Annotated in this window: 19 protein-coding genes and 1 pseudogene; 13 read left to right on the forward strand and 7 right to left on the reverse strand. The window is 43.7% G+C overall.

Translation table 11 applies throughout. The features are described 5' to 3' along the window. On the forward strand, positions 1 to 723 hold a 723-nt coding region (locus CHA01nite_RS20535), incomplete at its 5' end, for a T9SS type A sorting domain-containing protein (RefSeq protein WP_170234745.1). Positions 724 to 1,115: 392 nt separating this feature from the next. Here CHA01nite_RS20535 and CHA01nite_RS14970 read toward each other — a convergent pair. Further along, entirely contained in the window at positions 1,116 to 2,162 is a 1,047-nt protein-coding gene (locus CHA01nite_RS14970; protein WP_228458427.1) for a sialidase family protein, read from the reverse strand. Positions 2,163 to 2,503: 341 nt separating this feature from the next. Here CHA01nite_RS14970 and CHA01nite_RS14975 point away from each other — a divergent pair, with 341 nt between their 5' ends. Continuing rightward, positions 2,504 to 3,013, forward strand: a complete 510-nt coding sequence (locus CHA01nite_RS14975; protein ID WP_146942784.1) for a DUF255 domain-containing protein — start codon at positions 2,504 to 2,506, stop codon at positions 3,011 to 3,013. Between the two features lie 158 nt (positions 3,014 to 3,171). Here CHA01nite_RS14975 and CHA01nite_RS14980 read toward each other — a convergent pair whose 3' ends face one another. The 6 genes from CHA01nite_RS14980 to CHA01nite_RS15005 all read right to left on the reverse strand — a co-directional run bounded on the left by CHA01nite_RS14980 (position 3,172) and on the right by CHA01nite_RS15005 (position 8,193). After that, positions 3,172 to 4,251, reverse strand: coding sequence for an alpha/beta hydrolase (locus CHA01nite_RS14980; RefSeq protein ID WP_146942786.1), 1,080 nt, complete (start codon positions 4,249 to 4,251; stop codon positions 3,172 to 3,174). After that, positions 4,248 to 4,634, reverse strand: coding sequence for a DUF4890 domain-containing protein (locus CHA01nite_RS14985; RefSeq protein WP_146942788.1), 387 nt, complete (start codon positions 4,632 to 4,634; stop codon positions 4,248 to 4,250). Before CHA01nite_RS14985 ends, CHA01nite_RS14980 begins: the two co-directional genes overlap by 4 nt. Before the next feature lie 93 nt (positions 4,635 to 4,727). Next, complete coding sequence (locus CHA01nite_RS14990) at positions 4,728 to 5,507, reverse strand: LytR/AlgR family response regulator transcription factor (protein WP_146942790.1); 780 nt, start codon at positions 5,505 to 5,507, stop codon at positions 4,728 to 4,730. After that, positions 5,504 to 6,520 (reverse strand): sensor histidine kinase, encoded by a 1,017-nt coding sequence (locus CHA01nite_RS14995; protein WP_146942792.1) that lies wholly within the window; start codon positions 6,518 to 6,520, stop codon positions 5,504 to 5,506. The genes CHA01nite_RS14990 and CHA01nite_RS14995 overlap by 4 nt, the downstream gene beginning before the upstream one ends. A 171-nt stretch (positions 6,521 to 6,691) precedes the next feature. Continuing rightward, the gene (locus tag CHA01nite_RS15000; RefSeq protein ID WP_146942794.1) at positions 6,692 to 7,087 is read right to left on the reverse strand and encodes a DUF7674 family protein; all 396 of its coding nucleotides are present in this window, start codon (positions 7,085 to 7,087) and stop codon (positions 6,692 to 6,694) included. A gap of 107 nt (positions 7,088 to 7,194) precedes the next feature. Further along, a complete protein-coding gene (locus CHA01nite_RS15005; protein WP_146942796.1) occupies positions 7,195 to 8,193 on the reverse strand; it encodes a GntR family transcriptional regulator in 999 nt (332 codons plus the stop codon). A gap of 362 nt (positions 8,194 to 8,555) precedes the next feature. Here CHA01nite_RS15005 and galK point away from each other — a divergent pair. From galK to CHA01nite_RS15055, 11 genes and pseudogenes are all read left to right on the forward strand, one after another. Beyond that, positions 8,556 to 9,695 (forward strand): annotated as a pseudogene (gene galK, locus CHA01nite_RS20740) (galactokinase); the annotation flags it as partial. Then, positions 9,672 to 10,820, forward strand: coding sequence for a UDP-glucose--hexose-1-phosphate uridylyltransferase (locus CHA01nite_RS20850; RefSeq protein WP_262712144.1), 1,149 nt, complete (start codon positions 9,672 to 9,674; stop codon positions 10,818 to 10,820). The pseudogene galK and the gene CHA01nite_RS20850, both read left to right, overlap by 24 nt. A 46-nt stretch (positions 10,821 to 10,866) precedes the next feature. After that, the gene (locus CHA01nite_RS15015; RefSeq protein WP_146942800.1) at positions 10,867 to 13,659 is read left to right on the forward strand and encodes a SusC/RagA family TonB-linked outer membrane protein; all 2,793 of its coding nucleotides are present in this window, start codon (positions 10,867 to 10,869) and stop codon (positions 13,657 to 13,659) included. 10 nt (positions 13,660 to 13,669) lie between these two features. Then, on the forward strand, positions 13,670 to 15,340 hold the full coding sequence (locus CHA01nite_RS15020) for a RagB/SusD family nutrient uptake outer membrane protein (RefSeq protein WP_146942802.1): 1,671 nt from the start codon (positions 13,670 to 13,672) through the stop codon (positions 15,338 to 15,340). A gap of 202 nt (positions 15,341 to 15,542) precedes the next feature. Then, entirely contained in the window at positions 15,543 to 16,658 is a 1,116-nt protein-coding gene (locus tag CHA01nite_RS15025) for a glycoside hydrolase family 43 protein (RefSeq protein WP_146942804.1), read from the forward strand. A gap of 29 nt (positions 16,659 to 16,687) precedes the next feature. Further along, positions 16,688 to 17,872 carry a BT3233 family polysaccharide utilization protein gene (locus CHA01nite_RS15030; protein WP_146942806.1) on the forward strand — a complete coding sequence of 395 codons (1,185 nt, stop codon included), beginning with the start codon at positions 16,688 to 16,690 and terminating at the stop codon, positions 17,870 to 17,872. Between the two features lie 46 nt (positions 17,873 to 17,918). Beyond that, entirely contained in the window at positions 17,919 to 19,133 is a 1,215-nt protein-coding gene (locus CHA01nite_RS15035; RefSeq protein ID WP_146942808.1) for a glycoside hydrolase family 88 protein, read from the forward strand. Then, complete coding sequence (locus CHA01nite_RS15040; protein ID WP_146942810.1) at positions 19,134 to 20,459, forward strand: BNR repeat-containing protein; 1,326 nt, start codon at positions 19,134 to 19,136, stop codon at positions 20,457 to 20,459. A 20-nt stretch (positions 20,460 to 20,479) separates the two neighbouring features. Next, positions 20,480 to 22,504, forward strand: a complete 2,025-nt coding sequence (locus CHA01nite_RS15045) for a DUF2264 domain-containing protein (protein ID WP_146942812.1) — start codon at positions 20,480 to 20,482, stop codon at positions 22,502 to 22,504. A gap of 5 nt (positions 22,505 to 22,509) precedes the next feature. Beyond that, on the forward strand, positions 22,510 to 24,453 hold the full coding sequence (locus tag CHA01nite_RS15050; RefSeq protein WP_307725997.1) for a glycoside hydrolase family 97 protein: 1,944 nt from the start codon (positions 22,510 to 22,512) through the stop codon (positions 24,451 to 24,453). A gap of 87 nt (positions 24,454 to 24,540) precedes the next feature. Beyond that, positions 24,541 to 26,490: a glycoside hydrolase family 43 protein gene (locus tag CHA01nite_RS15055; RefSeq protein WP_146942817.1), complete on the forward strand. Its 1,950-nt coding sequence runs from the start codon at positions 24,541 to 24,543 to the stop codon at positions 26,488 to 26,490. Positions 26,491 to 26,792: the final 302 nt, after the last annotated feature.

Genomic DNA, 26,792 nt, shown 5'->3' on the forward strand with positions numbered 1-26,792 from the left:
CTTATTGCAACGACTTCACAAACCAATGTGTCTTGTAATGGCGGATCTACGGGAACTGCAACCATTACAGTATCCGGCGGAACCGCACCTTATGCTTATTCTTGGTCTCCGGCAGGAGGTACCGCAGCCACAGCATCAGGCCTTTCTGCAGGAACGTATACGGTAAACGTTACCGATGCTAAAGGATGTACTTTATCAAGAACATTTACCATTACCCAGTCGGCCCCTGTAGCAGCTCCTACCGGAGCGGCATCACAAAACTTTGCTCCGGGAAGCACACTGAGTGCATTGGTGGTAACAGGTCAGAATATCAAATGGTATGCATCGGCTTCAGATGCACAGAACCATATAAACAGCCTGCCGCTGACTACAGCTTTGGTAAACAATACCACGTATTATGCGACGCAGACCTCAGGAACCTGTGAATCGACTGCTTATCTTGCTGTATTGGCCATCAACAGTACGCTTGGGGTAACAGATAATACAAAACCGAAGTCACAGCTTCAGATTTATCCTAATCCTGTAAGAGACTTATTGAATTTCAGTGGTACGGAAACCATTACCAAAGCCGTAATTATTGCAGCCGACGGAAGATTGGTAACCGAGAAGAAACTGAAGTCCGGAGAAAGAAGTATCGATGTTCAGGTATTACCTCAGGGAATGTATCTGATCCAGGTATTTACAGAAAACGGTATGCAGACCTTCAAATTCATTAAGAAATAATTTTCATGTTTTCTTAGATCATTTTACAGAATGATGATCACAAAGGGGGCTGCCTATTTTAGGCAGCCCTTTTTATATTGTGTAGATCATGAAATTAAAATTGATCCTGTAAAGGCAAAATAATTTTAAGACCGGAGCTGAAGAATAACGATTTTAGTAAATTTAACGTGAATTCGATTATATTCAATCTGTATTCAGCCTTCTGTTCAATTACAAAATAAAAATCAGGCTTTTAGTCAGAATTTTAAATAGAATTCTCTTTGATAGAATGAAAAAAAGATTATTTGGGGCATCGGGATCTTTAATCCTCTTTTTAGCAGGAGAAACTTCCGGCATCCGGCTTTCCTCTTCCAGACTATCAATCCTGATTCTTCTTCGAGCTCACGTTAAATTTAAAATTTCAAAACCCAATGTCTGATGTTTACACGGTTGTACGTATAGGTAATATGCACCAGCCCTTTTTTATCCTTAAAGATTGTTGGGTAACTGAATTCTCCTTTCTGTTCATCTTCCAGCGATAGCAGGTCCTTCCAGTCGATGCCGTTATAAGAGTAGGACAGCCGGAGCTTCGTACGCCCTTCCCACCATTCCTTGCCGGGGAGTTCGGGATTATAGACGATGAGAAAAAAATCTTTATAGCTGATGGCATCTGTCCCGGAATTCGGGTTGGCCAGATGGGTAGCGGATAATTCAGACCAGCTTTTTCCACTGTCTTTCGACCATGAGGTGGCCACAACCCCTTCCTTGCTTCTGCAAAGTACCTGCAGACTGCCGTCCCTATGCATCAGGATACTGGGCTGGATTACATTGAATTTTGATGAAGGATCAATAGGGTAAGCATTCCAGGTCTGCTGATGATCTCTGCTGATTTCGACGTGAGCCGTCCAGCGGTTTTCGGTAAGCTCTCTGCTGGAAGGCGAAATAATATCGCCGCCGGGCAACTCGACCGGTTTATTTTTAATAGGCCCCAGGACAGAATCCGGGAGGCGTTTTGCCCGGTTCCAGGTTTTGCCGTTGTCTTCCGAAGTTTTCACCATGCCCCACCATTCGCGTGGATTCGGTCCGACTTTATAATACAGATAAACGGTTTTTTCATCTTTTGCCCTGAACAAAACCGGGTTCCAGCAGGGGTACCGCAGGGAGTCGTTGATCCGGCCATCTGCCCATACTTCGGGCTGGGTCCATTTCTTTCCTTCTGAGCGGATTCCCCAGATAACAACCTCAGGGCTTCCTTCGTGAGGACCTCCGAACCATCCTGCCAGCAATTGTCCGTTGGCTGCCTGTACGATGGTAGAGGCGTGGCATTGCTTGAAACAGGAACCTTCGGTAAACAGAAATTCGTTCTTTAAGATTTTCGGAGCAGGTATTGTATGGATATCCTGTTGTGCATAACAGGAAAACATGGCCAGTAGAAATAATAAAAAAGAATGTAATTTCATAGTTAGAGATAACCCTGCAAAAATAAAAATTCTTTGGTTGTAAAGTTAAAGTAATGTGAATTCGGTCGTATTTAACTTATATACAGTTGTTTAATTAATTAAAAAATAAAATTTACTGCTATTCAGTCATGATTTTAAATAAGAACGCTTTCAGATCGAATGATAAAGATTCAGTTTGATCATTAGAACCTTTGATTATACTTTTGACAAAAGTAACTTCCGGCATCCGGCATCCCTCTTCCAGCCTTACCATCACATTTCTACATTGAGCTCACGTTAAAGTATTATTAAAATTGATTTTTATGCCCGGGAAAATATTACATTCGTATAAACGATTCAATATGAAATTTTCAAAAATAATTTTAATAGCGGGGCTGCTGTTTTTCCAGTTGAATTCTGCTCAGGAAAAAGCGGATGTAATCCTTGGAAAAGCACTCACCGAAGCCAAATCAAAAAATAAAAATGTACTCCTTATGTTTCATGCATCGTGGTGCAAATGGTGCCATGTTATGGAAAATAATATGAACCTGCCGGAAACAAAACCTGTTTTCGATAAGAAATTGGTTACGGCATATGTAGATGTCCAGGAAATGGGAGACAAGAAAAAACTTGAGAATCCCGGTGGGGAAGATCTGATGAACAGGTATAAAGGCAAAGATGCAGGATTGCCGTTCTGGCTGATCCTTAATCCAAAAGGGGAAGTTCTGGCCGATTCCTTTAATGATAAAAACGAAAACCTCGGCTGTCCTTCAACCGCTGAAGAAGTGGACGTCTTTGCAGCTAAGCTGAAAAAGTCTTCAAAAATGAGTGATCATGAACTTCAGATTGTTAAAAAGGCATTTTTAAAATAGAAAAGAATCAGTCTTATAATTCAATAATGTGGGTTGAGAATCGATTGTATGAAAATCATTCTCCAGCAGAAGATCGAGAAAAATCATAAAAAGAGTCCGTTTCCACTAGTTGAGAGACGGACTCTTTTAATGTTGCTTCGGAGCGAGTGTTTCAATGTTCAGTTGCAGTAAGCAATTCTTGGATTTGTACTGCTGCTGCAGGGAAACTGATAATGATCTTGCGGATACCGGGGGGTGGGATTATCGGTAACTTCCAGGGGAGCCATGGTCTGGCCATTGTAGGAAGGCATAGTTACCTGAGCGGAAGAGCCGTTTCCCAAGGCCGTATTTTTGGCACCGGAGTTTCCGTTGAAACTGTAATCCATCATGGCGTCCAGCAGCCGGTATACGGCATAATAATCCAGCGCATCGAAAGCTTTCCGGGAGCTTGGCGTGGCGTGGTCCGTTACATAATTGTAGCCGTTGATGGTCGAGGATTTTACGTAAATAAAATCTTTTTCGCTGTCGGGAATATTAATGTGCTTATAAATGTCGATGGCCAGACGGTGATCATTTATCCCGTCTTCATCATAGACCTGGGAAATCATTTTGGTATTGGCCGGGAAATTCTGCAGCTGCTGTTCCGTAGTAAGCGGACTGTTCCAGTTGAAGGCATACCATGGCGCCATGGTAAAAAGAAAACGGGCTTCCTGACCCCAGCCTTTTTCGGTAAAGGCTTTGTATGCGAGATCAATTGATGCGCCTCCGCCGAATGAATGACCCATAAACCCGACTTTTTTCGTATCAATGATATTCGGATAGTCATTGGCTGCCTTTACAAATCCCTGCCAGAGGGTCTGGTAGCGGTGGTCTACACTGATATCAATCGTGCGGTAGGGGACAAATATCACTACAAAACCCTTTTTGGCAATAAAATGATACAGTCCCATATTATAGGTTTTGTCTTCTCCGCCGTAGGGATGCGAAAAAAAGATGGTAGGGCGCGGCGAAGTAATCCCCTGCGGATAAAAGACCGAAACCTGCGTTCCTGCATACAGGGGATTATCGAAATCGATTTCAGCCACTTCATAATTTCCGTCCGAACCATATCCCGATAGGGGTTTCTGGATAGGACCTTCCAGGCTGTTATCCGTTCTGAACGCTGATGACGGGAGTTCATCATCGGCATCTGTAGTTACGGAGCATGCTGAATTTGTAATAAACAAAAGCAGAAGCATGGGAAGAAGCATTTTTTTCATCTTTTTTTGTCTTTTAGGTTTTGAATTAACTGGTCTTTGAGTTCCTGATATCTTTTATACTGATCCGGATTTAAGATGTTACTGAGTGCGTTATCTTTTTCTTTCTGTATCGGCCTCAGTTTTTTAAATTTGTTTAGTTTTCCTTCGCTGCTTTTGAGAATAGACTCGTTTTTTTGTGCATAAAAAAGGTTGAGATTATAGGCCTGAGTGACCTGGGAGCCGTTCAGTCCCAGTTTGGTTTTCATCCACTCGGTCTGCATTTTTGCGCGCTGTTCGGGGGTGCTGTCCTGCAGGCTTTTCTGCTGTGCGGCTAATGGGGTAAACGATGCCCATATCCAGAAAGCTGCAGCTGCAAGTACCTGTCTTTGTGTCTTTAAAATCATCTCTTTAGCTTTTTTCTGAAACAAATGTATGGATAACCTTCTTTTGTTAAGAATAAAAAAGGGTGAGCCTTCCAAATTCTAGGGTGAAATCACCTATTGGTCCAGCCACTTTCTGAACATTGTCGCTTTTGCCTTGCTTACAAGAACCTTCTCATCCGGTAAGGGAGTCACGGTAACCAGCAGCCGGCCGTTAAAAAAATACTCCACGGTCTCCACCGCATTCCGGTTGATGATAAACTGGCGGTTGGCCCGGAAAAAAACAGCGGGATCCAGGTGCTGCTCCAGCTGTTCCAGGGTGAACCCGATAACATATTGTGATCCCTGTGCAGTATGGGCATATACGGTCTCATAGGCGGTATGGAACCAGTGGATCTTAGCAGCTTCTACCGGAATCAGTCTGCCGCAGTAATGGATGAGGAAGGACCTTTTATAGCTTTTAAAGGACGGCTGCAGCTGGAGGACTGCGGCGGAGGTCTGATGCTGACCGGCTTCAGTACCGGAAGTAAAAAGATCCTCATATTTTGTTAACGCACGGCGTATTTCTTCCCTGTCAAAAGGTTTTAAAATATAATCGATGCCGTTGTTCCGGAAAGCATCGATGGCATAATCGTTATAAGCGGTCACGAAAATAACCGGTTTTTTAAGCGGGATTCTACTGAAAATTTCAAATGACAATCCATCGGAAAGCCTGATGTCGGAAAAAATAAGATCATAGTCCTCTTCCGAGGCCGGAAACCAGTTCAGGGATTCTTTAACGCTGGCCAGTACTGTGATGAGCCGGACAGCAGGATTTATTTCCTTTATAATGTGTTCAAGGTTTCTTGCAGTGGCAGGTTCGTCTTCTATCAGGACAATGCAGAGGTTTCTTTTCATAACAGGGGCAGTTTTACAATGAAATGATCTTCTGTACGGTGGATGTCTATCTCCCGGGAAGCCTGTAACCTGAACCTTTCATCAAGATTGGCAAGCCCCGTTCCCGTACTTTCGGTAACATAGGCAGGTTGTAAATTGTTTTGAATAACAAGCAGGTCCCCTTCATTGAAAAGATTAATAATGAGAGGATTTGAAGCGGTTGCGGTATTATGCTTGACGGCATTTTCCACAAGAGGCTGAAGAGACAGATGAAGAATATGCTTCTGTAGAAGGCCTGGAGCGATATTGATCTGTATCATAAATGCATTTTCCAGCCGCATCGCTATCAGTTCGGTATAGGAACTCAAATGCTGAAGTTCTTTCTCCAGTGTAACCAAATCGTTCCCGGAATGTGCAAGGGAATACCGGAAAACTTTGGAAAGATGCATAATATAAGCCTGAGCGCGCTCCGGATCTTCCCTGATAATGGCCGAAATACTGCTTAGGGTATTAAAGAAAAAATGAGGATTGAGCTGCTCCTGAAGAAGGGTCAGCTGAGCTTTTACATAAGCGGTACGAAGCTGTTCGTTCACGAGATCTTTCCGCTTTCCTTCCCTGATCAGGAGGATAAGCCTGATCATAACCGCAACCATTACCGTACTGAGCAAAAAACGGATGAAATATCCCCTGACGATGGTGCCGGGCAGATGCACGGCCCCGAAAAGTGCCGAATGAATGATCGTTCCTAAAACAAGGGCAACGTTTATCAAAAGAAAATTACAGGCATAAAATGGTATCCACTGCCGGTTTTCCCGGTAGATGCTGAAGAATCTGTTCACGCTAAGATTCAGCCGAAACAATAAAAGGCAGAACAGCATATTGTATAAAAACTGGAAGCTGTATTCCCGGATATCGAAAGTCCAGTACTGCGCAATGATTCCTCCGCTTTTAAGCGCCAGCAATTTTGCCGAATTAACCACAAGCGTGATTAAAAAAGCACTGTATATGCAGATTTTGGTTTCATTTTTCATCATATCTGCAAATAACGTAAATATTTACGCTCATTCATTAAAATAAGGAAATGAAGCTGGAAAATAAAGCGATGAAATTGCAGGAAGAATGCTCAGGCTTTACATATCAGATCAGATGGATGCAGCTGAGATCAAAAAAATGCCGGGCGAAATCCTGTTTCTGCCCGGCATTTTTTATTTTCCGAAGAATATTTTGTCCTGTTTCTGCTGATCGTTGTAGATTATCTGAAAACTAACGGGCATATACCGGTACAGGAGCTTCCATTGGGCAATTTTGGCCCGCTTTTTAAAGCTTTCGAAAGACCTGACGAAAAGATTTTCAATCATGTCCTTTACATAGGAATCCCCGCTTTTGTAAATCATCTCCATCAGCATGATATGATGGGCAATAATATTTACCTTAGCTTCCTGAAGAAGGTTTCTCAGATAATTGATGGTAGACTGGATAATTCCTGCGAAGTTATCCTGAGCGGATAACTGGATGATTTCACTGCGAAGCGGTGCATAGAAAAATTTTAAATATTCAGTGGCCGTTTTCTGATTGATCGTCTGCACAGATGCATTCATCATAATTAAAATTTTTTTTAAAGTATCTCTACTGTGGCGAAAACTGTACCAAAGTGTTCAGAAAACCGTTTAAAAACAGAAAATTAATCATAAATTTTTATACCGTACTTTTATAATGATTTCCGGAGGTTTAAGGTACATTTATTCTCAATCAGTTTTCTTTCATTCTTTAAAACCATTTGCGCCAGCTTTTTTCCCATTTCCGAAAAATCGGTGGATAAAGTGGTAATCCCGTTCTGCACTACTTTTTTCAGAGGGGTTTCATTATAAGAAATAATGCCGATGTCTTCCCCGATCACCAGATGATGATGGTTGCATTTTTCAATGGTTTCCACCAACTGACGGTCATTGGGGATAAGAAATACCTGCCCTTTTCGGAGTTTGAAATTTTTAAGATCAGGAATTACCGAATAGTTTTTACCGTGCTCCCTGCAGAATTTTTCAAAACCGGTAACCATGTCATAAGGCTCTTTATGACCGGGAAAGATCAGGATGTACCGGTTGTATTTTTGAAGAAGATCCAGCACAGACTCCATTGCCGTGTAGATGTTTTCCACAAAATTCTGGTAGATGCCGGAATAGATTTTAAGCGAATTCCTCATCTGGTCGATGATATACACGTCATTTTTAGGCAGTCTCGCGATACTGGATTCCACGCCTTCAACGTTTGCCGCCAGGATAATATATTTTGAATAGTTACCCATATTATCTGAGATCAGTTTCGAAAACATGGCCGGATCAAAATGATGAAAGAACGTATCCACCTGAACTTTTCCCGCAAGACCCTTCAGGAAAGAATTCAGAAGATCTTCCTTAAAAATATTCAGTTCGTCGAAAAGAAGAAAATACCGTTCGTCAAAATTAAAATCTTCCGTCCGTACATAATATCCTTTGGCTCTGATGGATTTTACCACTCCCTTCTTTTTAAGCTTTTCATAAGCCAGAAGAACCGTATCCCTTGATATTTTATGTTCGATACAGATCTTGTTTACCGACGGGAGCTTATCATTCCGCAGCAATTTCTTTTCCTTAATGGCTTTCTCAATGCTGGACATAATTTGCTGATAAAAAGCAATGGAGTTTTCTTTATCAATATGGATGAATTTCATAACAAATCTGGTAGTAAAACTGTAAAAACTGGTGGGTATTGGTTTGCAATGTACTGCAAACTTTATATATTTCAAAAACCGTTAACAAATAATTAACATATCTGTCTAATTTACTTAAAAACTGAAACTTACGTCATTTTATTTAAATAATTAAGAGGCTTAATTTTAATAATTTTTAAATAAAGGCACAAAAAGGGAAAATGTTGACAGCTTTTTTAGTGATTTTTTAACAGGATAATAAGGAGTCGTAAGAATTGAATAATTAATGATAATACGATGCTGATGAATGCTGAATCAATAAAGCTGAACCGGTAACTCCGTTTAGAATAGATAGGGAACAGGATAATAATTAAATAAAGAAAATGCAAAGTAAACTGGTTAATTCCACTTGTCAGGCCTTCCGGGAAAGATTCGGAGAAGATCCGGAGCATATTTTCATGTCTCCGGGAAGAATCAATATTATTGGGGAACACGTAGATTATAATGATGGATTTGTACTTCCGGCAGCCATTGATAAATATGTATGCTTTGCAGTGAAATTATCAGATTCGGAGTCGGGGGAATTTTATGCTGCTGATCTTGGCCGGTACTTTATCGTAAATGTTAATGATGACCTGAAACCTGTACCGCAGAAGTGGGTCAATTATATGCTCGGGGTTATTGATGAAATAAAAAAACAGGGAAAAGGGATTGGCGGATTTAAAATGGCCGTCAGCAGTGACATCCCTATGGGAGCGGGGCTTTCTTCTTCTGCAGCGCTGGAATGCGGATTTGCCTTTGCTTTAGACTCAATTTTTCAGCTAGGGATAAAAAAAGAGAAGCTTGCGCTTATCGGGCAGGCTTCCGAACATCATTTTGCAGGCGTAAAATGCGGAATTATGGATCAGTTTGCCTCCGTATTCGGAAAAGACAGAAAAGTGATCAAGCTCGACTGTTCCACACTGGATTATTCTTATTACGATGCCCGGATGGATGACCATTGTTTTATCCTCTTCGACAGCCGTGTCAAGCACAGCCATCTGACTTCCGGCTATAACGACCGCAGAAATGAAGTAGACCGCGGGATTGAAATCATAAAGGCTGGTTTTCCGGAAGTAAAAGGTTTCAGGGAGGTTACCCATGAGATGCTGGAACATCTGAGAACAGATCTCGGAGAACTCATTTTCAGGAGATGCCGCTATATCATAGAAGAAATAAGCAGGGTAGAAGCCGCTGCTGTTGCTTTGCAGGATCAGGATTTCAAAAGGTTGGGCACATTGCTTAACGAAACCCACAGAGGACTCTCCCAGGACTATGAAGTAAGCTGTACGGAACTGGACTTCCTGGTGGAAGCAACCCTGAAAGAAAAAGGGGTCTGCGGGGCAAGAATGATGGGCGGAGGTTTCGGAGGCTGCTCCATTAACCTTGTGGAAAGATCCAAAGCAGATAACGTTATCGCATCGGTACGGGAAAAATATAAAGAAACATTCGGAATCGATATGAAAGTTTACCAGGTGAATATTTCAGAAGGTACTCACGCCTATGATGAAAAGCAGAAAACGGCATTTGACCGTGCCGAACATCCGCACCGCCGCTACAATCCGCTTCTGGATGAGTGGGTGCTCGTATCTCCCCAGAGGGCCAGACGTCCCTGGCAGGGACAGCAGGAAACCACTGCCGAAGAAATCCGTCCCGAGCATGACGATACCTGTTATCTGTGTCCGGGGAATACGAGAATGAATGGTGACGTCAATCCCGATTATAAAGGAGCATTTGTTTTTAAAAATGATTTTCCGGCTTTACTGAGTGAAGAAGTAGCTTATGAAAATGATGATCAGGAGGATCTGTTCAGGATACAGCCTGAAAGAGGAATCAACAGGGTGATCTGCTTTTCGGATAACCACAGCCTGACGCTGCCGGAAATGGAAACGGAAGATATTGAAAAGGTGATTGCGGTATGGCAGGAAGAATATAAAACGCTTGGTGCTGCGGAATACATCAATCATGTACAGATTTTTGAGAATAAAGGCAGTGTGATGGGATGCAGCAATCCGCATCCGCACGGGCAGGTCTGGGCACAGTCTTCCATTCCGACCCAGGTCCTGAGGACCCAGCAGAATCTGAAAAAGTATTATGATCAGCACACCAGCACCCTTCTGGAAGATTACCTGTTAAAAGAAATTGAAAAAAAGGAAAGAATTATTCTGGAAAACGATTTTTTTGTGGCATTGGTTCCCTTCTGGGCCGTATGGCCTTACGAAACCATGATCATCAGCAAAAGAAGCATCGGCAGCATCCCGGAATTTTCGGAAGAAGAGAAGAAATCATTCGCGGCAATCCTGAAAGACCTGACCATCCGGTATGATAATCTTTTTGAAACCTCATTTCCGTATTCTGCAGGCATCCACCAGGCACCCACCGATGGAGAAGCGCACCCGGAGTGGCATTTCCACATGCACTTTTATCCACCGCTGCTCCGTTCGGCAAGCGTGAAGAAATTTATGGTGGGCTATGAAATGCTGGCCGAAGCCCAAAGGGATATCACCCCTGAACAGAGTGCCGAAATACTGAGGAACCTGCCTTCTGTTCATTACAAAACCAGCAATGCCCGGCACCGGTATCCGGCACTGGATGAAGACCCTAAATAATCCGGACTTGTTAAAATAAAACTAAATAGAATCAAAAAAACTGAGTATGAACAAAATTTTACCCAAAAGAAATAAGGTTCCTATCGGGATGCCTTTCTCCGGAAAAACCTGTGTTGCAGTATTTTTCCTGATGTTTGAAATGATCAGTGCCCAAAAGACAGGAACTGTAAAACCGGCCAATGACTCCACAAAAACCAAAGTCCTGGATGAGGTGGTCGTGGTAGGATACGGTACCCAGAAAAGAAAAGATATCACGGGATCCGTAGCTTCCATCCCGAAAGACCGTCTGCAGAATCTGCCGATTACCAATTTTACCCAGGCTTTGCAGGGGAGTACCGCCGGGGTAACTGTTACTACAAGGTCTTCGGTTCCTGGGAGTACTGGGGGTATCAGAATCCGTGGCATTAATTCTATAAGGGCGGATAGTACTCCTTTAATCGTAATGGATGGAGCTATTTTTTACGGTTCTTTTAATGACATTAATACCAGAGATATAGAATCGATTGAAATACTTAAAGATGCTTCCGCTACGGCAATTTATGGAACAAAGGGAACCAATGGGGTTATTTTGATAAGTACCAAAAGAGGAAAGACCGGATTACCATCCATCAGCTACAGTGTATCCAGTTCAGTGGATGATATTTCCCACAAGCTGCTTCCATTAGGGCCCGAAGCCTACGTACAAAAATATGCAGATTATATGCATGCGCGTGGTCTTACCCAAACTACTATATTACCCAATCAAAGCGAGATTGAAAACTATAATAAAGGAATTACCACAGATTGGTTAAAAGAAGTGACACAGCCGGGTAGTACCAATGAGCATAATGTAAGTGTCTACGGAGGGACGGAAAATGTAAAATATTATGTGTCAGGAAACTATACCGACCAGAAAGGGGTTGTGAAGGGCTATCAATACCATCGCTTTAATTTCAGAACCAATCTGGATATAAATGTCACCAAATGGCTGAAAACCGGGGTGAGTTTCTTTTATGTCAACAACAACTATAGTGGCGGAAGAGCCAATCTTCTCTATGCAACAGCAATGAGTCCGTATTCCGTACCCTATAAAGCGAATGGAGAATACAATATATTTCCGATGGACCCTGAGTTGCTATATACCAATCCTCTGCTTGGTCTTGCCACCGACCGTATGTCTGTCGCCAAAAATCTATCGGGAAATGCCTATATGGAAATCAAACCTGGAATTAAGGGGCTCAGCTACAAGATTATAGCTTCATATGCACTTAATACCAATGCCTACGGCAGCTATACCGGACGCAAAGCTAATGACAATGTAGGAAATGCTTACAAAAGCAATAATGAATATAATGACTGGAATTTAGAAAATATCCTGACCTATAATCGTGATTTTGAAAAACACCATCTGGATGCAACTCTGATGTATGGAGTATATGAAAAAAAGAGTGAAAGTACCTGGGCATCCGGCGTAGGATTCTTTACTGATGATTTTTCTTATAACAATATAGGGGCTGCCACTACCAAAAATGCAGGTTCAGGTGCCTCTCGGTCATCTCAGATTTCTCAGTTGGGAAGGGTTAATTATTCTTATGACAGCCGGTATTCATTAAGTTTAACTGCCCGTAGGGATGGAGCTTCGGTGTTTGGAAAAAATACAAGTAAATTTTCAGTATTCCCGGCAATGGCAGTGGGATGGAATATCAATAATGAAAGCTTCTTGAAAAAGTCGACTTGGATCGATCAAATTAAACTCAGATTCTCTCTCGGAGAAACCGGAAATCCGGGGATTGATCCTTATCAGACGTTAACACTTTTAGGAACTTCCCTTTATCCTTTCAGCGGTAATATTGTTACGGGTACTTACCTGGGAGGAATCGGAAATCCGGACCTCAAATGGGAAACTACCAGAACAACGAACATCGGGCTTGACTTTGGTTTTTTCAACCGAAGAATCAATGGTACGGTAGAAGTTTACAAAACTCATACCCGGGATCTGCTCTTGTCCAGAAAAATTCCTGACATTACGGGAACCTCAAGTGTATTGGATAATATAGGAGAATTGGAGAACAAAGGATTGGATATTACGCTGAATACGGTAAATATTAAAACAGAAAATTTCAAGTGGGAAACCGGTTTTGTTTTTTCTACATTCAGAAATAAGATCACGCAATTATACGGAGACGGCAAAGATGATATCGCCAATGGATGGTTCATCGGCAGGTCTTTAGGAACTGTTTACAATTTTGACATGGTGGGCGTATGGCAGGAAGGTGAAGATTCTTCTAAATGGGATCCTACGGCAAAGCCGGGAGATTTGAAATTCAGAGATGTTAATGGTGACGGAAAAATCACAAACGAGGACCTGACATTCACCGGGAAAACGCTGCCGGACTGGACAGGCAGTATCTCCAATACTTTTACCTATAAAAATATTTCTTTAAGCATATTCATTGATACGGTTCAGGGACTTCTTAGAGGAAATAACGACATCAGCTACGGAGACGAGATCGGTAGAAGAAACATTCCGCAGCAAGTAGGCTATTGGACCCCGGAAAACAAAAGCAATGACTTTCCATCCCTTACTTATACCAATACCAGAGGATATTGGTTTACACAAGACGCGAGCTATGTAAGACTTAGAGATATCAGATTGACATATACTTTTCCTGCTTCTCTGTTGAAAAATACAAAAATTCAGAATATGTCGCTTTATGTGGCAGGGAGAAATCTTTATACCTGGACCAAGTGGATCGGGTGGGATCCTGAAAGTAATCAGGCTTCTAGAGGCTCCGGAGATTTTAATAACAACTACCCTTTATCCCGTAATTTTGCTATAGGCTTAAACATCACATTATAAACCCATAATTATGAAAAAGATAATAAAATCAATATTCATTTTGCTGCTGCCGTTTTCAGTAGTAACCTCTTGTAAAGATTCTTTTTTGGATGAGAATCCGCCATCTAATATTAGTGCAGAGAAGATGGACAATAAGCTTACACTACAGGCAGGGCTTATTGGGTTGTATCAGAATCTGAGTACTTATTATACCCAGAGTGGAGCTCAGGGCTGGGTTTCTGTTTGGCAGGTAGGTACCGACATTGTATGGCCACAAGAAATACAGGGTATAGAAGTTCCTTATTATAACTATTCTTTACTTACTTCCAGGGACGGAGCTGCGGCAAGTCTTTGGGCTTCTAATTACAACATTATCAGAAATGCCAATGCAATCATTTATAATATTGAAAATACTCCTATTTCTGATATGACTGAAACAGAGAAAAAGGCATTTTCAGCAGAAGCAAAATTCTTTAGAGCCTATGCCTATAACAGCCTGGCAACATTTTTTGGGCCTGTTCCACTAATAACGGAGCCTATCAGAACTCCCAGATATGATTTTGTAAGAACTCCTCTTGATCAGGTAAATAATCTGATAAAAAGCGACTTACTGTATGGGGTAACCAACTTACGTGATGTTGATGGAAAGATTGATGCTCAATCCGTTCCTGAACAGCGTATTACAAAAGATGTAGCCAGACAGCTCCTGGCAAAAGTGTACCTGAGAACCAATGAGCCCGCATTGGCAGAGGCCCAGTGTAATGCCATTATCAACAGTGGAAAATATACCCTGATCAATGCGAGATATGGGATAAAGGCCGGCAGTCCGGGAGATTACTTTTCCGATATGTTCTTCAAAGGTAACCAGCGCCGGTCCCAGGGAAATAAAGAAGCCATCTGGGTTATGGAAAATGAAAATCCGAGTATTATCGTCAATGGAAGCAGCGGCAGCCCTCAGCAAAGACGCGTCTGGGGTGGCGGCTATCATAATATTAATGGAATGGTCCCGACAGATTCACTCGGGGGAAGAGGTCTTTCAAGGCTCCGTCTCAACAACTGGGTGTTGTACAAATTGTATCCGCAGGGCGATATGAGAAATTCCAAATACAATATCCACAGGCAGCATTATTTTAACAATCCTGCTTCCAATTACAGCACCATCAAAGGCCTTAAAGTTCCTTATGGACAGGATGCACAGTTTACGCTGGTGAATGGAAGTAAGGTGAATATTGCCAAAGCAGATACCCTGGCAAAGCTCAATCCATATACGCTGAAATGGGGGCAGTTTGATCCGAATGACGTATTTGGTTTCGGAATGTGGAAGGATTTCATTCTGATGCGGTTAGGCGAAACCTATCTTTTAAGAGCTGAAGCCCAGGTAAAACAGGGAAATACGGCCGGAGCGGCAGCCTCCATCAACGTACTGCGAACCCGCGCGCAGGCTCCGCAGGTCAGCGCTTCCCAGATGACACTGGATTTCGTGCTCGATGAAAGAGTGAGAGAACTGCTTGCCGAAGAAAACCGGAGAGAGGAACTGGTAAGAACAAAAACTCTAGTGCAGAGAGCAGCCACCCGTAATAGCGACGGTCCTGCTCAGAGACAAATTGTAGGCTTGACGGCGAATAATCTTCTGTTGCCTATTCCTTTCAATGAAATACAGCTGAATAAAGATGCCGTTCTTGAGCAGAACCCCGGATATTGATAGCAACAGAAGCTAAAAACACATTAATTTTCTTTTTATATAGTTTGATTTTAAGTAATGCTCTGCAAAGGGCATTACTTTTCCTACGAAATGGATCTGCAGTAAAAAAGTTCGGTGGAATTCAGATGAATGTTGAAGAAATTATAATAAATTGATCCTTAAGATTGATATTGGAAAAAAAACTTTACAAGGTAACAGCTTTATGAAAAATAATAAAAAGATATTCTTTCTCCTTTTCATGATCAGTATATGGTCCTGGCTTCATGCTCAGGAGATCCATCCGGGAGAAATATGGAAAGATACCCGGGGAAATCCGATCAATGCCCACGGCGGCGGAATCCTTTTTCATAACAATACCTACTATTGGTACGGGGAACACAAAGATAAAACCAATGATGCCAGGGTAGGGGTAACCTGCTATTCTTCTAAAGACCTGTATACCAGGAAATATGAAGGGGTTGCCCTTGCCGTAAGCAGTGATCCGGAATCGGAAATTGTTTCCGGATGCATCATCGAAAGACCGAAAGTCATTTACAACAAAAAAAATAAAGAATATGTGATGTGGTTTCATCTGGAGCTGAAAGACCAGGGGTACAAGGCTGCGAAAACCGCTGTAGCGGTAAGCAAAACACCGCAGGGACCTTTCGTCTATATAAAATCTCATAATCCCAACGCCGGACAATGGCCGTTAGGATTCAGAGAAGAATGGAAGCATAAAAAGATCATTGAAAAAGACCTGAAAGGCTGGACCCCGGAATGGGAAAAGGAAGTACAGGAAGGACTTTACATCCGCAGAGACTTTAAAAACGGGCAGATGGCCAGGGACATGACGCTGTTTGTAGATGATAACGGCAAAGCCTACCACATCCACTCATCCGAAGAAAATATGACCCTGCACATTTCGGAACTGACTGATGATTACAAAAGCTTCACCGGAAAATATGCCCTGATCGCAGCGGGTGGCCAGAACGAAGCACCGGCACTATTCAAAAAAGACGGAATCTACTACCTCATCACTTCCGGATGTACCGGATGGGATCCCAATGCAGCAAGATCTTTCCGGGCAAAATCAATCTGGGGGCCATGGGAATCCCTTGGAAATCCTGCCGTAGGTAAAGATGCCGAAACTACTTTTCATTCGCAGAGTACCTATGTCCTTCCTGTAAAAGGTAAAAAAGATGCTTTCATTTTCATGGCAGACCGCTGGCGTCCTAAAAATCCGGTGGACGGCAGATACATCTGGCTTCCGGTTGAATTTGAAAACGGCAGGCCGGTTATCCGGTGGAAAGACCATTGGTCACTGAAAGATTTCAAATAAAATATACAATTCCCTCCCAAAACTTTGTCATGAATAAAAACCCTCTGAAACCGATCGCTTTTTGTGCAATACTTGTACCGCTGTTCTTCAATGCACAGCAAAAAAAGACTGCAGGCACCGTGAATGTCAGCGTCACCAATGACCTCAGCTTTAAACGGAAAGAAGTTGTCAGCATTCCTGCATCCGGACTCAAGCATTTTTCCCAGCCATCGCTCAGGATCAAAAATAAAGAAACAGGTGAAATCATGAGAACCCAGTGGATGGATTACGATAAAAACGGGAAAGCGGATGAATTTCTCTTTCAGGCGGAAGTACCGGCAAAAAGCACAACCCGGTATGTCCTTTTTGCCGATGCAGCGACAAAAGAACCTCAAAGCCAAAAAATTGCCTACTCCCGGTTTGTTCCGGAACGGAGCGATGATTATACCTGGGAAAATGATAAGGTGGCTTTCCGGACCTATGGACCGAAAGGGCAGAAAGAAGCGCTGGAAGGGGTGAACGGGAGCACCATTTCCAGCGGGGTTGATCTCTGGTTCAAAAGAACGGAAAAATCCATTATCAATGAATGGTATGCCGGCCATGTAAAAACGCCGTTCTATTACCATACCGATCATGGCGAGGGCTATGATGCCTATCATGTGGGAAACAGCCGGGGAACCGGAGGAACCGGGATCTGGAAAAATGACAGCCTTTACATCTCTCAGAATTATGTAAAATACAACACTATAGCAGCCGGACCGCTGCGAACGGTTTTTGAATTAAGTTATGCTCCGTACGGTCCGTATAAAACTTCAGAGGTTAAAAGAATCACTCTGGATTTGGGATCTAATTTTTCAAGATTCGACATCCGCCTGAAATCTGAAAAACCGCTGAAAAACTATACGGTTGGCGTTACGATGCATGATAAAAAAGGGGAATATAAAATCAATGAAAAAGCCGGATGGATCAGCTACTGGGAAAAAATCGACGGAACCGATACGGGAAGCGGAGTGGTAATGGACCCTGCGGATGTTTCTTCCGCTTTTGCCAATATTTCAGAAGTTAAAGATCAGAGCAATGTGCTCCTGGTTACCAATGCGAAAAATCAAATCAGTTATTATGCAGGTTTTGCCTGGGAGAAAAGCGGCCAGATCAGTAACATTCAGGATTGGGAACAGATGCTGAACCGGCAGGCGGAAAAAATAAAACATCCGCTGAAAGTAAAATTTGAATAAATAAAAAGTACCAACCTGCGATCTGAACATCCTTTAAGACAAACAAATGAAACAGTTACCTATCCGAAACATCAGGATCTTTACCCTAAGCGTGCTTTTGCTGAGCATCATTTCCTGCAAAACAAAATCTTCCGCATCGGCCGGTCAGCAATGGGCGGCTTCCGCCTTGGAGACTGCCGGACAGCAGTACCGGTTTCTGGCTAAGGAAACCCCTCCCGACCGTTTCCCTAAAACATTTGAAAAAGGCAAACTGATAACCAGCAGTTCAGACTGGTGGTGCAGCGGGTTTTATCCGGGAACCCTGCTTTACCTGTATAAAGCTTCCGGTGATCCGTTCTTTCTTAAAGAAGCGGAAAAAAAGCTGACGGTCCTGGAAAAAGAGAAAAACAATAAGACGACGCACGATCTTGGTTTCATGATGTTTTGCAGCTTTGGAAATGCTTATAAAATCACCAGTCTGCCTCAATACCAAGAAGTGATCAACACTTCTTCGCATTCCTTGATTTCGAGATTCAATCCGGTTACCGGAACCATCCGGTCATGGGATGCTGCACCCTGGAACAGCCAGTGGAAATATCCGGTCATCATCGATAACATGATGAACCTGGAGATGCTGCTCTGGGCGGCAGACCATTTCAGGAACCCGGAATTCAAAGCCGTAGCGCTTAAGCATGCTGAAACGACGCTTAAAAACCATTTCCGCCCGGATTTCAGCAGCTACCATGTGGTTTCGTATGATCCTGAAACCGGAAAAGTAGAGAAGAAAAATACCGATCAGGGCTATGCGGACGGATCGGCCTGGGCAAGAGGACAATCATGGGGACTGTACGGATACACCGTCATGTATCGGTTTACCAAAAAACCGGAATTCCTGAAACAGGCGCAGGGTATTGCCGACTTCATTCTCAATCACCCCAACCTTCCGGCAGATAAAATTCCGTACTGGGATTTCAATGACCCTTCAGTTCCCAATGCTAAAAGGGACGCCTCAGCAGGCGCTGTAATTGCATCCGCTTTGCTTGAACTGAAAACCTATGTTCCCAAATTGAAATCCAGAACCTACGCACAGGCTGCGGAAACCATGCTGAAGACCCTTTCCTCTCCGGAATACCTTGCCCGGAACGGTGAAAACGGAGGCTTTATCCTCAGACACAGTGTAGGAAACATGCCGGATAAAACCGAAGTCGACGTTCCATTGTCTTACGCCGACTATTATTACGTAGAAGCATTATTAAGATACCTTGGAAAATCTTCATACTAAATGAATAAAAGAAATTACTGCAGCCTGCTAACGGCCATCCTGTTGATAGGTACCTCATGTTCACCGGCATTCAACCGTCCTGAAAACAGGATTTCCGAATCTCAGGTGGGGGAAGGCTGGGCAAGGAACTCCGTCAACACCGTCGTGTTCCGGAAAAATGCCCTGGTAACCGATCATGGCAATCAGTATATTGCATATTATGATCCGCAGGGAAAAGTGGTGGTGGGGAAAAGGAATCTCCGTTCCCGGAAATGGGAAACCAGGAAGACGCCTTATTCAGGACATGTCCAGGATGCTCACAATGCGATCAGCATTATGACCGATGCAAACGGTTACCTGCATATGGCATGGGATCACCATGATACGCCTTTAAAGTATGCCCGGAGCAAAACGCCCGGTTCCCTGGACTTTACTGAACTCCTGCCTATGACCGGAAAAAACGAAAATAAGATTTCCTACCCTGAATTTTACAGGTTTCCCGATGGGAATCTGATTTTCTTCTACCGGGACGGAAGCTCAGGAAACGGAAATCTTGTCCTCAATAAATATGACGTTAAAACAAAAAACTGGACGCGTATGCAGGATCACCTGATCGACGGAGAAGGAAAGCGAAATGCCTATGTCCAGGCCTGTATCGACCGGCAGGGAACCATCCATCTGTCCTGGGTATGGAGGGAATCGCCGGATGTAGCATCCAATCACGATTTATCATACGCCTGCTCCCGGGACGGCGGGAAAACCTGGCAGAAATCCACAGGGGAAAAGTATAAGCTGCCCATTACCATACGAACTGCGGAGCGCATCGTTCCCATTCCGCAGAACAGTGAACTGATTAACCAGACCTCTATGACCACCGATGCTCAGGGAAATCCGTTTATCGTCAGCTACTGGCGGGAAGCAGGGCATCCTGTTCCTCAATACCAATTGGTTTATAAAGCAGGGACCAACTGGAAAGTCAATGATTTGGCATTCAGGACACAGCCTTTCAGTCTGAGTGGCGGCGGAACGAAAACCATTCCTATTTCACGGCCTCAGGTAGTGGTTTCTGACGCCGGAACAATATACGTCGTCTTCAGGGATGCCGAACGTGACAGCCGGATTTCCGTAGCTGAGAACCGATTGCCTTTTACAAAGAAATGGATAGTGAGAGACCTTTCAGAGGAAAATGTCGGGTCATGGGAACCGAATTTCGATACCGAACTGTGGCGGAAAAAGCAGAGGCTGAGCTTATTTGTGCAGAAAACCATGCAGATAGACGGCGAGGGATTGTCTGAGGAAAAGGCTGCTCCTGTGAAAGTGCTGGACTGGAATCCCGATGAAAAATAATTGGATTTAAATAAAATAAAATGAAGACCATACATTACTTATTTTCACTGTTTTTTTTCAGCCTGATGGCCGGAAACTTTCGGGCCCAGCCGGTAAAGAATGCCGTTCCGGAAGTTTTCCGTATAAATCAGCCGGACTATAAGAAAAGTCCGTACACCGGGATGACCCGTGAACATTGGAAAGACGCCGCCAAATATATGCTTCAGGGGGCATTCAGCTATGTGCATACCCTTGATGATCCAATGGTATTTCCCAAACAGCCGGGCAAAAGTTATCCGAGAGACCCGAAACAGCTGCCTACCGAAAAGCTGGAAGGCCTCAGCAGGACGCTCTTTATTGCATCAGCACTGCTACGGGAAGATCCGGATCTGGAAATCAACGGGATAAAACTTGCCGAATATTACCGCCATCAGGTCCTGAATCTGATTGACCCGAAAAGTCCTTCCTATATTCCTCTGAAAGATCCCAAAAGCGGTCCCAGCCAGATTCTGGTCGAATTCGGGGCATTATCTATTTCATTGTTCGCAGCCCCGGATGTATTATGGAAACCCCTCACCCGGGAACAGAAAGACAAACTGGCCGCAACGATGCTCAGCTATGGTGATGGCCCTACGATTGCTTCCAACTGGAGATTTTTCAACATTTTTATTCTCAGCTTCTTCAAAGAGAACGGTTATCCGGTCAATGAACCGTTGATGAGGGAGTACCTTTCCAAATCCCTCGGACAGTACAGGGCGGACGGCTGGTACAATGATTCCCCGGCTTACGATTATTACAGCATGTGGGCTTTTCAGTTGTACGGCATCTTATGGTCTGATTTCTATGGCAAAAAAAATGAACCGGAAATAGCCGCCAGGTTCATCCGGAATTTTAAGGAAATGGGTGAAAATTATCCGTATGCATTCTCGGAAGATGGTCAAATGAATATGTGGGGCAGAAGCATCAGTTACCGTTTCGCTTCCATCAGCCCGTTGCCTTTCCTGGGAACGCTGAAAGATGAGAAGATCAATTACGGCTGGATGAGGCGCATTTCTTCAGGAACCCTGCTTCAGTTTCTTGAAAATCCGGATTTTATGGAAGACCGTGTTCCTACCCTGGGATTCTATGGCCATTTTGAGCCGGCCGTGCAGGTTTATAGTTGCCGGGGTAGCGTCTATTGGATGGGAAAGGCATTTCTGGCCCTTCTGCTTCCGCCGGATAACCCGTTCTGGACCGCTACGGAAAATACAGGACCATGGAAAGATGAGTTTAAAAAAGACCGGGTCTACAACAAATTCCAGAAAGGAAGCAATCTGATGATTACCAACTATCCTGCCATTGGGGCCGCAGAGATGAGATCCTGGTGCCACGAGAAAGTAGCAGACGACTGGCAGCAGTTCCGTTCTTCAGAGAATTACAACCGTCTTGCATACAATACCGCATTCCCGTGGCAGGCAGACGGTAAAAATGGTGAAGTCGCCATGAATTACGTCCTGAAAAACAAAAAAAATGAATGGGAAGCTTTCCGGCTGTACACCTTCAGGAAATATGAAAATGAAATCTATTACCGTGATGTAGTGCTGGAAACCGATGATGACGTAAAAATGAATCTGGCAGAAATCACTTTGCCTAATGGGATTCTGAGAGTCGATAAAAATAATTCCGGGAAAGCTGTTGATATGCGCCTGGGTCATTATGCGCTGCCTCAGCTGGAAAAGGAAATAAAAGTATCGGTCCAGAAAGCGGGAAAATATAAAGCAACCATAATAGACAACGGAGTTTACCAGCTGGCCATGGTTCCGTTATCCGGCTGGGAAAAAGTAGAGTCCATTGCTACCAAAGGTCTGCATCCCGTGAGTACAAAAAGCATGGTGCTGAATGCCTCTGCCCATTACAGTCCGGGTAAAGATGAGGTGTATTCCACCTTATTGCTTTGGAAAAAATCCGGGGAAAAATGGTCACAGCAAGAGCTGATGCCGGTAAAGGAGATTAATACAAAATCCGGTAATACAATAACGGTTAGCTTTTCAAACGGTACTGAAAAGAAAATTAATGATGTAAAATAATAATGATGATAAAGAACATTTGTTTCATACTGTTTACTTTATTATTCAGCACTGGCGGTAGGGCCCAAACCGTTGATATTTCCGGTCCGGACGGACTTCTGAAAGTAACATGTACCCTGAACGATGGCCAGGCGAATTATCAGGTAAAATATAACAATAAGCAAGTATTGGAAAATTCACCGTTAGGGATTGTAACCACTGCGGGAGATTTCGGGCATCACCTGGTATACACAGGAAAAGAAGAGAAGCCGGTAGAAAAAACGTATCAGCAAACCCGGATCAAGAAACTGCATAATCACTACAAAGCCAATGAAGTGATCCTTAATTTTGAAAATGGAAAAAAACAGAAATTTCAAATCATATTCCGGGTAAGCAACAATGATATTGCATTGAAATACAACTTGCCCAAAAACGGGAACCGCTCTTATTGCATCGTGGAAGAGGAACTCACCGGATTCCGTTTTCCAAAAGCTACCACGACTTTCCTTACCCCGCAGGCTACCCCCATGTCAGGTTGGGAGCATACAAAACCCAGCTACGAGGAAGAATACATTCCGGATCAGCCCATTGGTGCCCCTTCAAAATACGGGTTGGGATACACCTTCCCGGGCTTGTTTCACATTCCGGGAGCCGGCTGGGCACTGGTTTCTGAAACGGGAGTCAGAAGCCTGTATTGCGGTTCCAGATTAAGTGAGGCAAAAGAAGGGCTGTATACCGTCAGCTTTCCCGAACCGGGCGAAAACAACGGGATCGGGAGTGCGGCACCTTCCCTGGCATTGCCGGGTGAAACGCCATGGAGAACGATCACCGTGGGAGAATCTCTGAAACCGGTGGTAGAAACAAGCATTCCTTTCGATCTGGTGGAGCCGCTGTATAAACCTTCCCGGGAGTACGGGTCGGGTCGGAGTACATGGAGCTGGCTGCTCTGGCAGGATGCCAGCATCAATTACGAGGACCAGAAAAAGTTTATCGACCTTTCGGCCACACTGGGCTATGAGTTTGTTCTGATCGACGGCTGGTGGGACAAAACCATCGGGCGTGATAAAATGAAGGAGCTGGTACGATACGCAGCTTCAAAAAATGTCGGGATCTTTCTGTGGTACAATTCCAACGGCTTCTGGAACAATGCGCCGCAGACGCCGAAAAACAGGATGAATACCTCAATAAGCCGCAAGGAAGAAATGGGATGGATGAAAAGTCTGGGCATCAAAGGAATAAAAGTAGACTTCTTCGGAGGCGACAAGCAGGAAACGATGAAACTCTATGAAGACATTCTTTCCGATGCCAATGATTATGGCCTGGCGGTGATCTTCCACGGATGCACCCTGCCGAGAGGCTGGGAGCGGATGTATCCCAATTTTGTGGGAGCAGAAGCCGTTCTTGCATCCGAGAACCTTTATTTTACCCAACATGCAAATGACTTCGAAGCCTACAATGCCACGCTGCACCCGTTCATCAGGAACAGTGTTGCCTCAATGGATTTCGGCCCGGTATTGCTCAACCAGAAGCATAACCGTGAAAACAATGGCGGAACAGAGCGCAGGACAACGGAAATCTTTCAGCTTGCTACTGCGGTTCTTTTTCAGTCTTCCGTACAGAACTTCGGGATTACCCCGAATAACCTCACCGAATGTCCGGGCTTCGTAATTGATTTTATGAAAAAAGTCCCTGCTGCCTGGGAAGAAACCGTATTCATAGATGGCTATCCGGGAAAATATGTGGTTCTGGCAAGAAAAAGCTGCGGGAAATGGTATGTCACCGGTATCAATGCGGAAAAAGAACCAAAGAAATTAAAACTGAAGCTGCCGATGCTGGCGGATAAAAATGTGGTTCTTTATTCCGATAAAACAGACAGAACCTCCCGGATGGAGAAAAAACGGATCCCGGAAAATGGGGAAACAGAAGTTTCCATCCTCTCCGGCGGCGGAATAATTATTACCGGAGAATGAAACTAAAACGATTACAGAATAAAAAAATTAAACCGTTTGCCATTGAAAACTGACGGGTTTATATCAACGATCAATATAAATTAAAAGATGAAGTTAGCAGTAATCATATCCTTATTATGCATATTTTTTTCCGGCGGAAAGATCTTTTCCCAGGAACCGGAACAGCCTGTTGGTAAGGATCTTAATGCCTATCTGTTTATCTATTTTACCGGAAATAAAATAGAAGAGGAAGCTGTCCGTTTTGCAGTGAGTAAAGACGGGTACCATTACTACAGCCTTAATGGCAATCAGCCGGTGATCGATTCGAGAGCCATCAGCAACACCGGAGGCGTGAGGGATCCGCATATTCTGAGGGCGGAAGACGGGAAGACCTACTATATGGTGATGACCGATATGACTTCCGACAAAGGCTGGGATTCCAACAGGGGAGTCGTTTTGATGCAGTCGAAAGACCTCATTAACTGGACTTCGCACGCCCTCGACATTCAAAAAACATATACCGGTAATGAAGATCTGAAAAGGGTATGGGCACCGCAGACCATTTATGACCGGCAGACCGGAAAATACATGATCTACTTTTCGATGAAAAACGGCAACGGTCCGGATATCATTTATTATGCCTATGCCAACAAAGATTTTTCAGGCTTCGAAAACAGGCCCAGGCAGCTTTTCTTTCCGAAAAACGGCAAATCCTGCATTGATGGAGATATCGTTCTGAAAGACGGCATTTACCATCTTTTCTACAAAACCGAAGGTGACGGAAACGGTATTAAGGAAGCGACCACTACAGAACTAACTTCCGGACAATGGGAAGAACAGGACGATTATAAACAGCAGACGAAAGAAGCGGTGGAAGGAGCCGGGGTATTTAAACTGAATCATTCGGATGAGTATATCCTGATGTACGATGTCTACATGAAAGGAAAATACCAGTTTACCAAAAGCAGGGACCTGGAACATTTTACCGTGATTGACCAGGAAATATCCATGGATTTTCATCCGCGGCACGGTACGGTAATGCCCATCACCAACGCCGAGCTGAAACGGCTGTTCTCAAAATGGGGAAAACCTTCAGAATTTCCTTTGGTTAATAATAATCCTGTGCTGGAAGGATTTTATGCCGATCCGGAAATTTTATATTCCCGTAAAAATAAGAAATTCTATCTGTATCCTACCTCCGATGGCTTTACTTCCTGGAGTGGAAGCTATTTTAAAACCTTCTCTTCAGACAACCTTACCGACTGGAAAGATGAAGGGGTAATTCTGGATCTGAAAAAAGATGTACAATGGGGACCGAGAAATGCGTGGGCACCCACTATTTCAGAGAAAAAAATTAACGGAAAATATAAATATTTCTATTATTTTTCTGCCGCTCAGAAAATAGGCGTAGCTGTATCGGACAAACCTGTCGGCCCGTTTAAGGATTCCGGAAAGCCTTTGGTGAATTTTAAGCCGGAAGGCATTTCCGGAGGGCAGGAAATTGATCCGGATGTTTTTACCGATCCGAAGTCCGGGAAAATGTATCTCTATTGGGGCAATGGCTATCTTGCGGTGGCGGAGCTCAGTAAAGACGGGCTGTCTGTTCAGAAAAATACGGTAAAAGCCATCACGCCGGATGCGACCTTCCGGGAAGGAACGGAAGTATTTTACCGGAAAGGAAAGTATTATTTCCTGTGGAGCGAAGACGATACCCGGAGCACGGATTATAAAGTTAGGTATGGCATTTCAGACAGTCCGGTCGGTCCCATAACCGTTCCCAAAAATAACATGGTAATCAGCAGGTTTCCCGAAAAGGGCATTTACGGAACCGGGCATAATTCGGTGATTCAGGTTCCGGGATCCGATCAGTGGTATATTGTATATCATAGGTTCAGTGTTCCTGACGGGATTAAGATGGGAGATGCTGCAGGATTTCACAGGGAGGTCTGCATCGATCGGCTTGCCTTTGATGGTAAAGGATTTATTATTCCCGCAGTTCCGACTCTTGAAGGTATTGAACCGGTTTCAGTACCTGGAGCAGACAACCTGAAGAAATAGATCATTTCTTCATAAAAGTCAATAGGGTCAATTTAATCAGAGAAAACAAAAGGACTGGGAAAAGATGACAATCAGATTTTTTTTAGATCTACAAAAAACTTTAAACAGATAAAACTTTTAAAAGGCGATGGTCTTTGCCGAACATTTAAAACGATATTCACGATGATGTACAGAGTTATTTTAATTTTGATATTATTTTTTCAGACAGGCACTAAGGCTCAGGACATCCGGAAAGCAAAATGGATTACTGAGCCTGACTGCCGGAATGAACCCAATTCCTGGTATTGTTTCCGGAAAGAATT

Source organism: Chryseobacterium hagamense (genome assembly GCF_007991455.1).
GTDB lineage: Bacteria > Bacteroidota > Bacteroidia > Flavobacteriales > Weeksellaceae > Chryseobacterium > Chryseobacterium hagamense.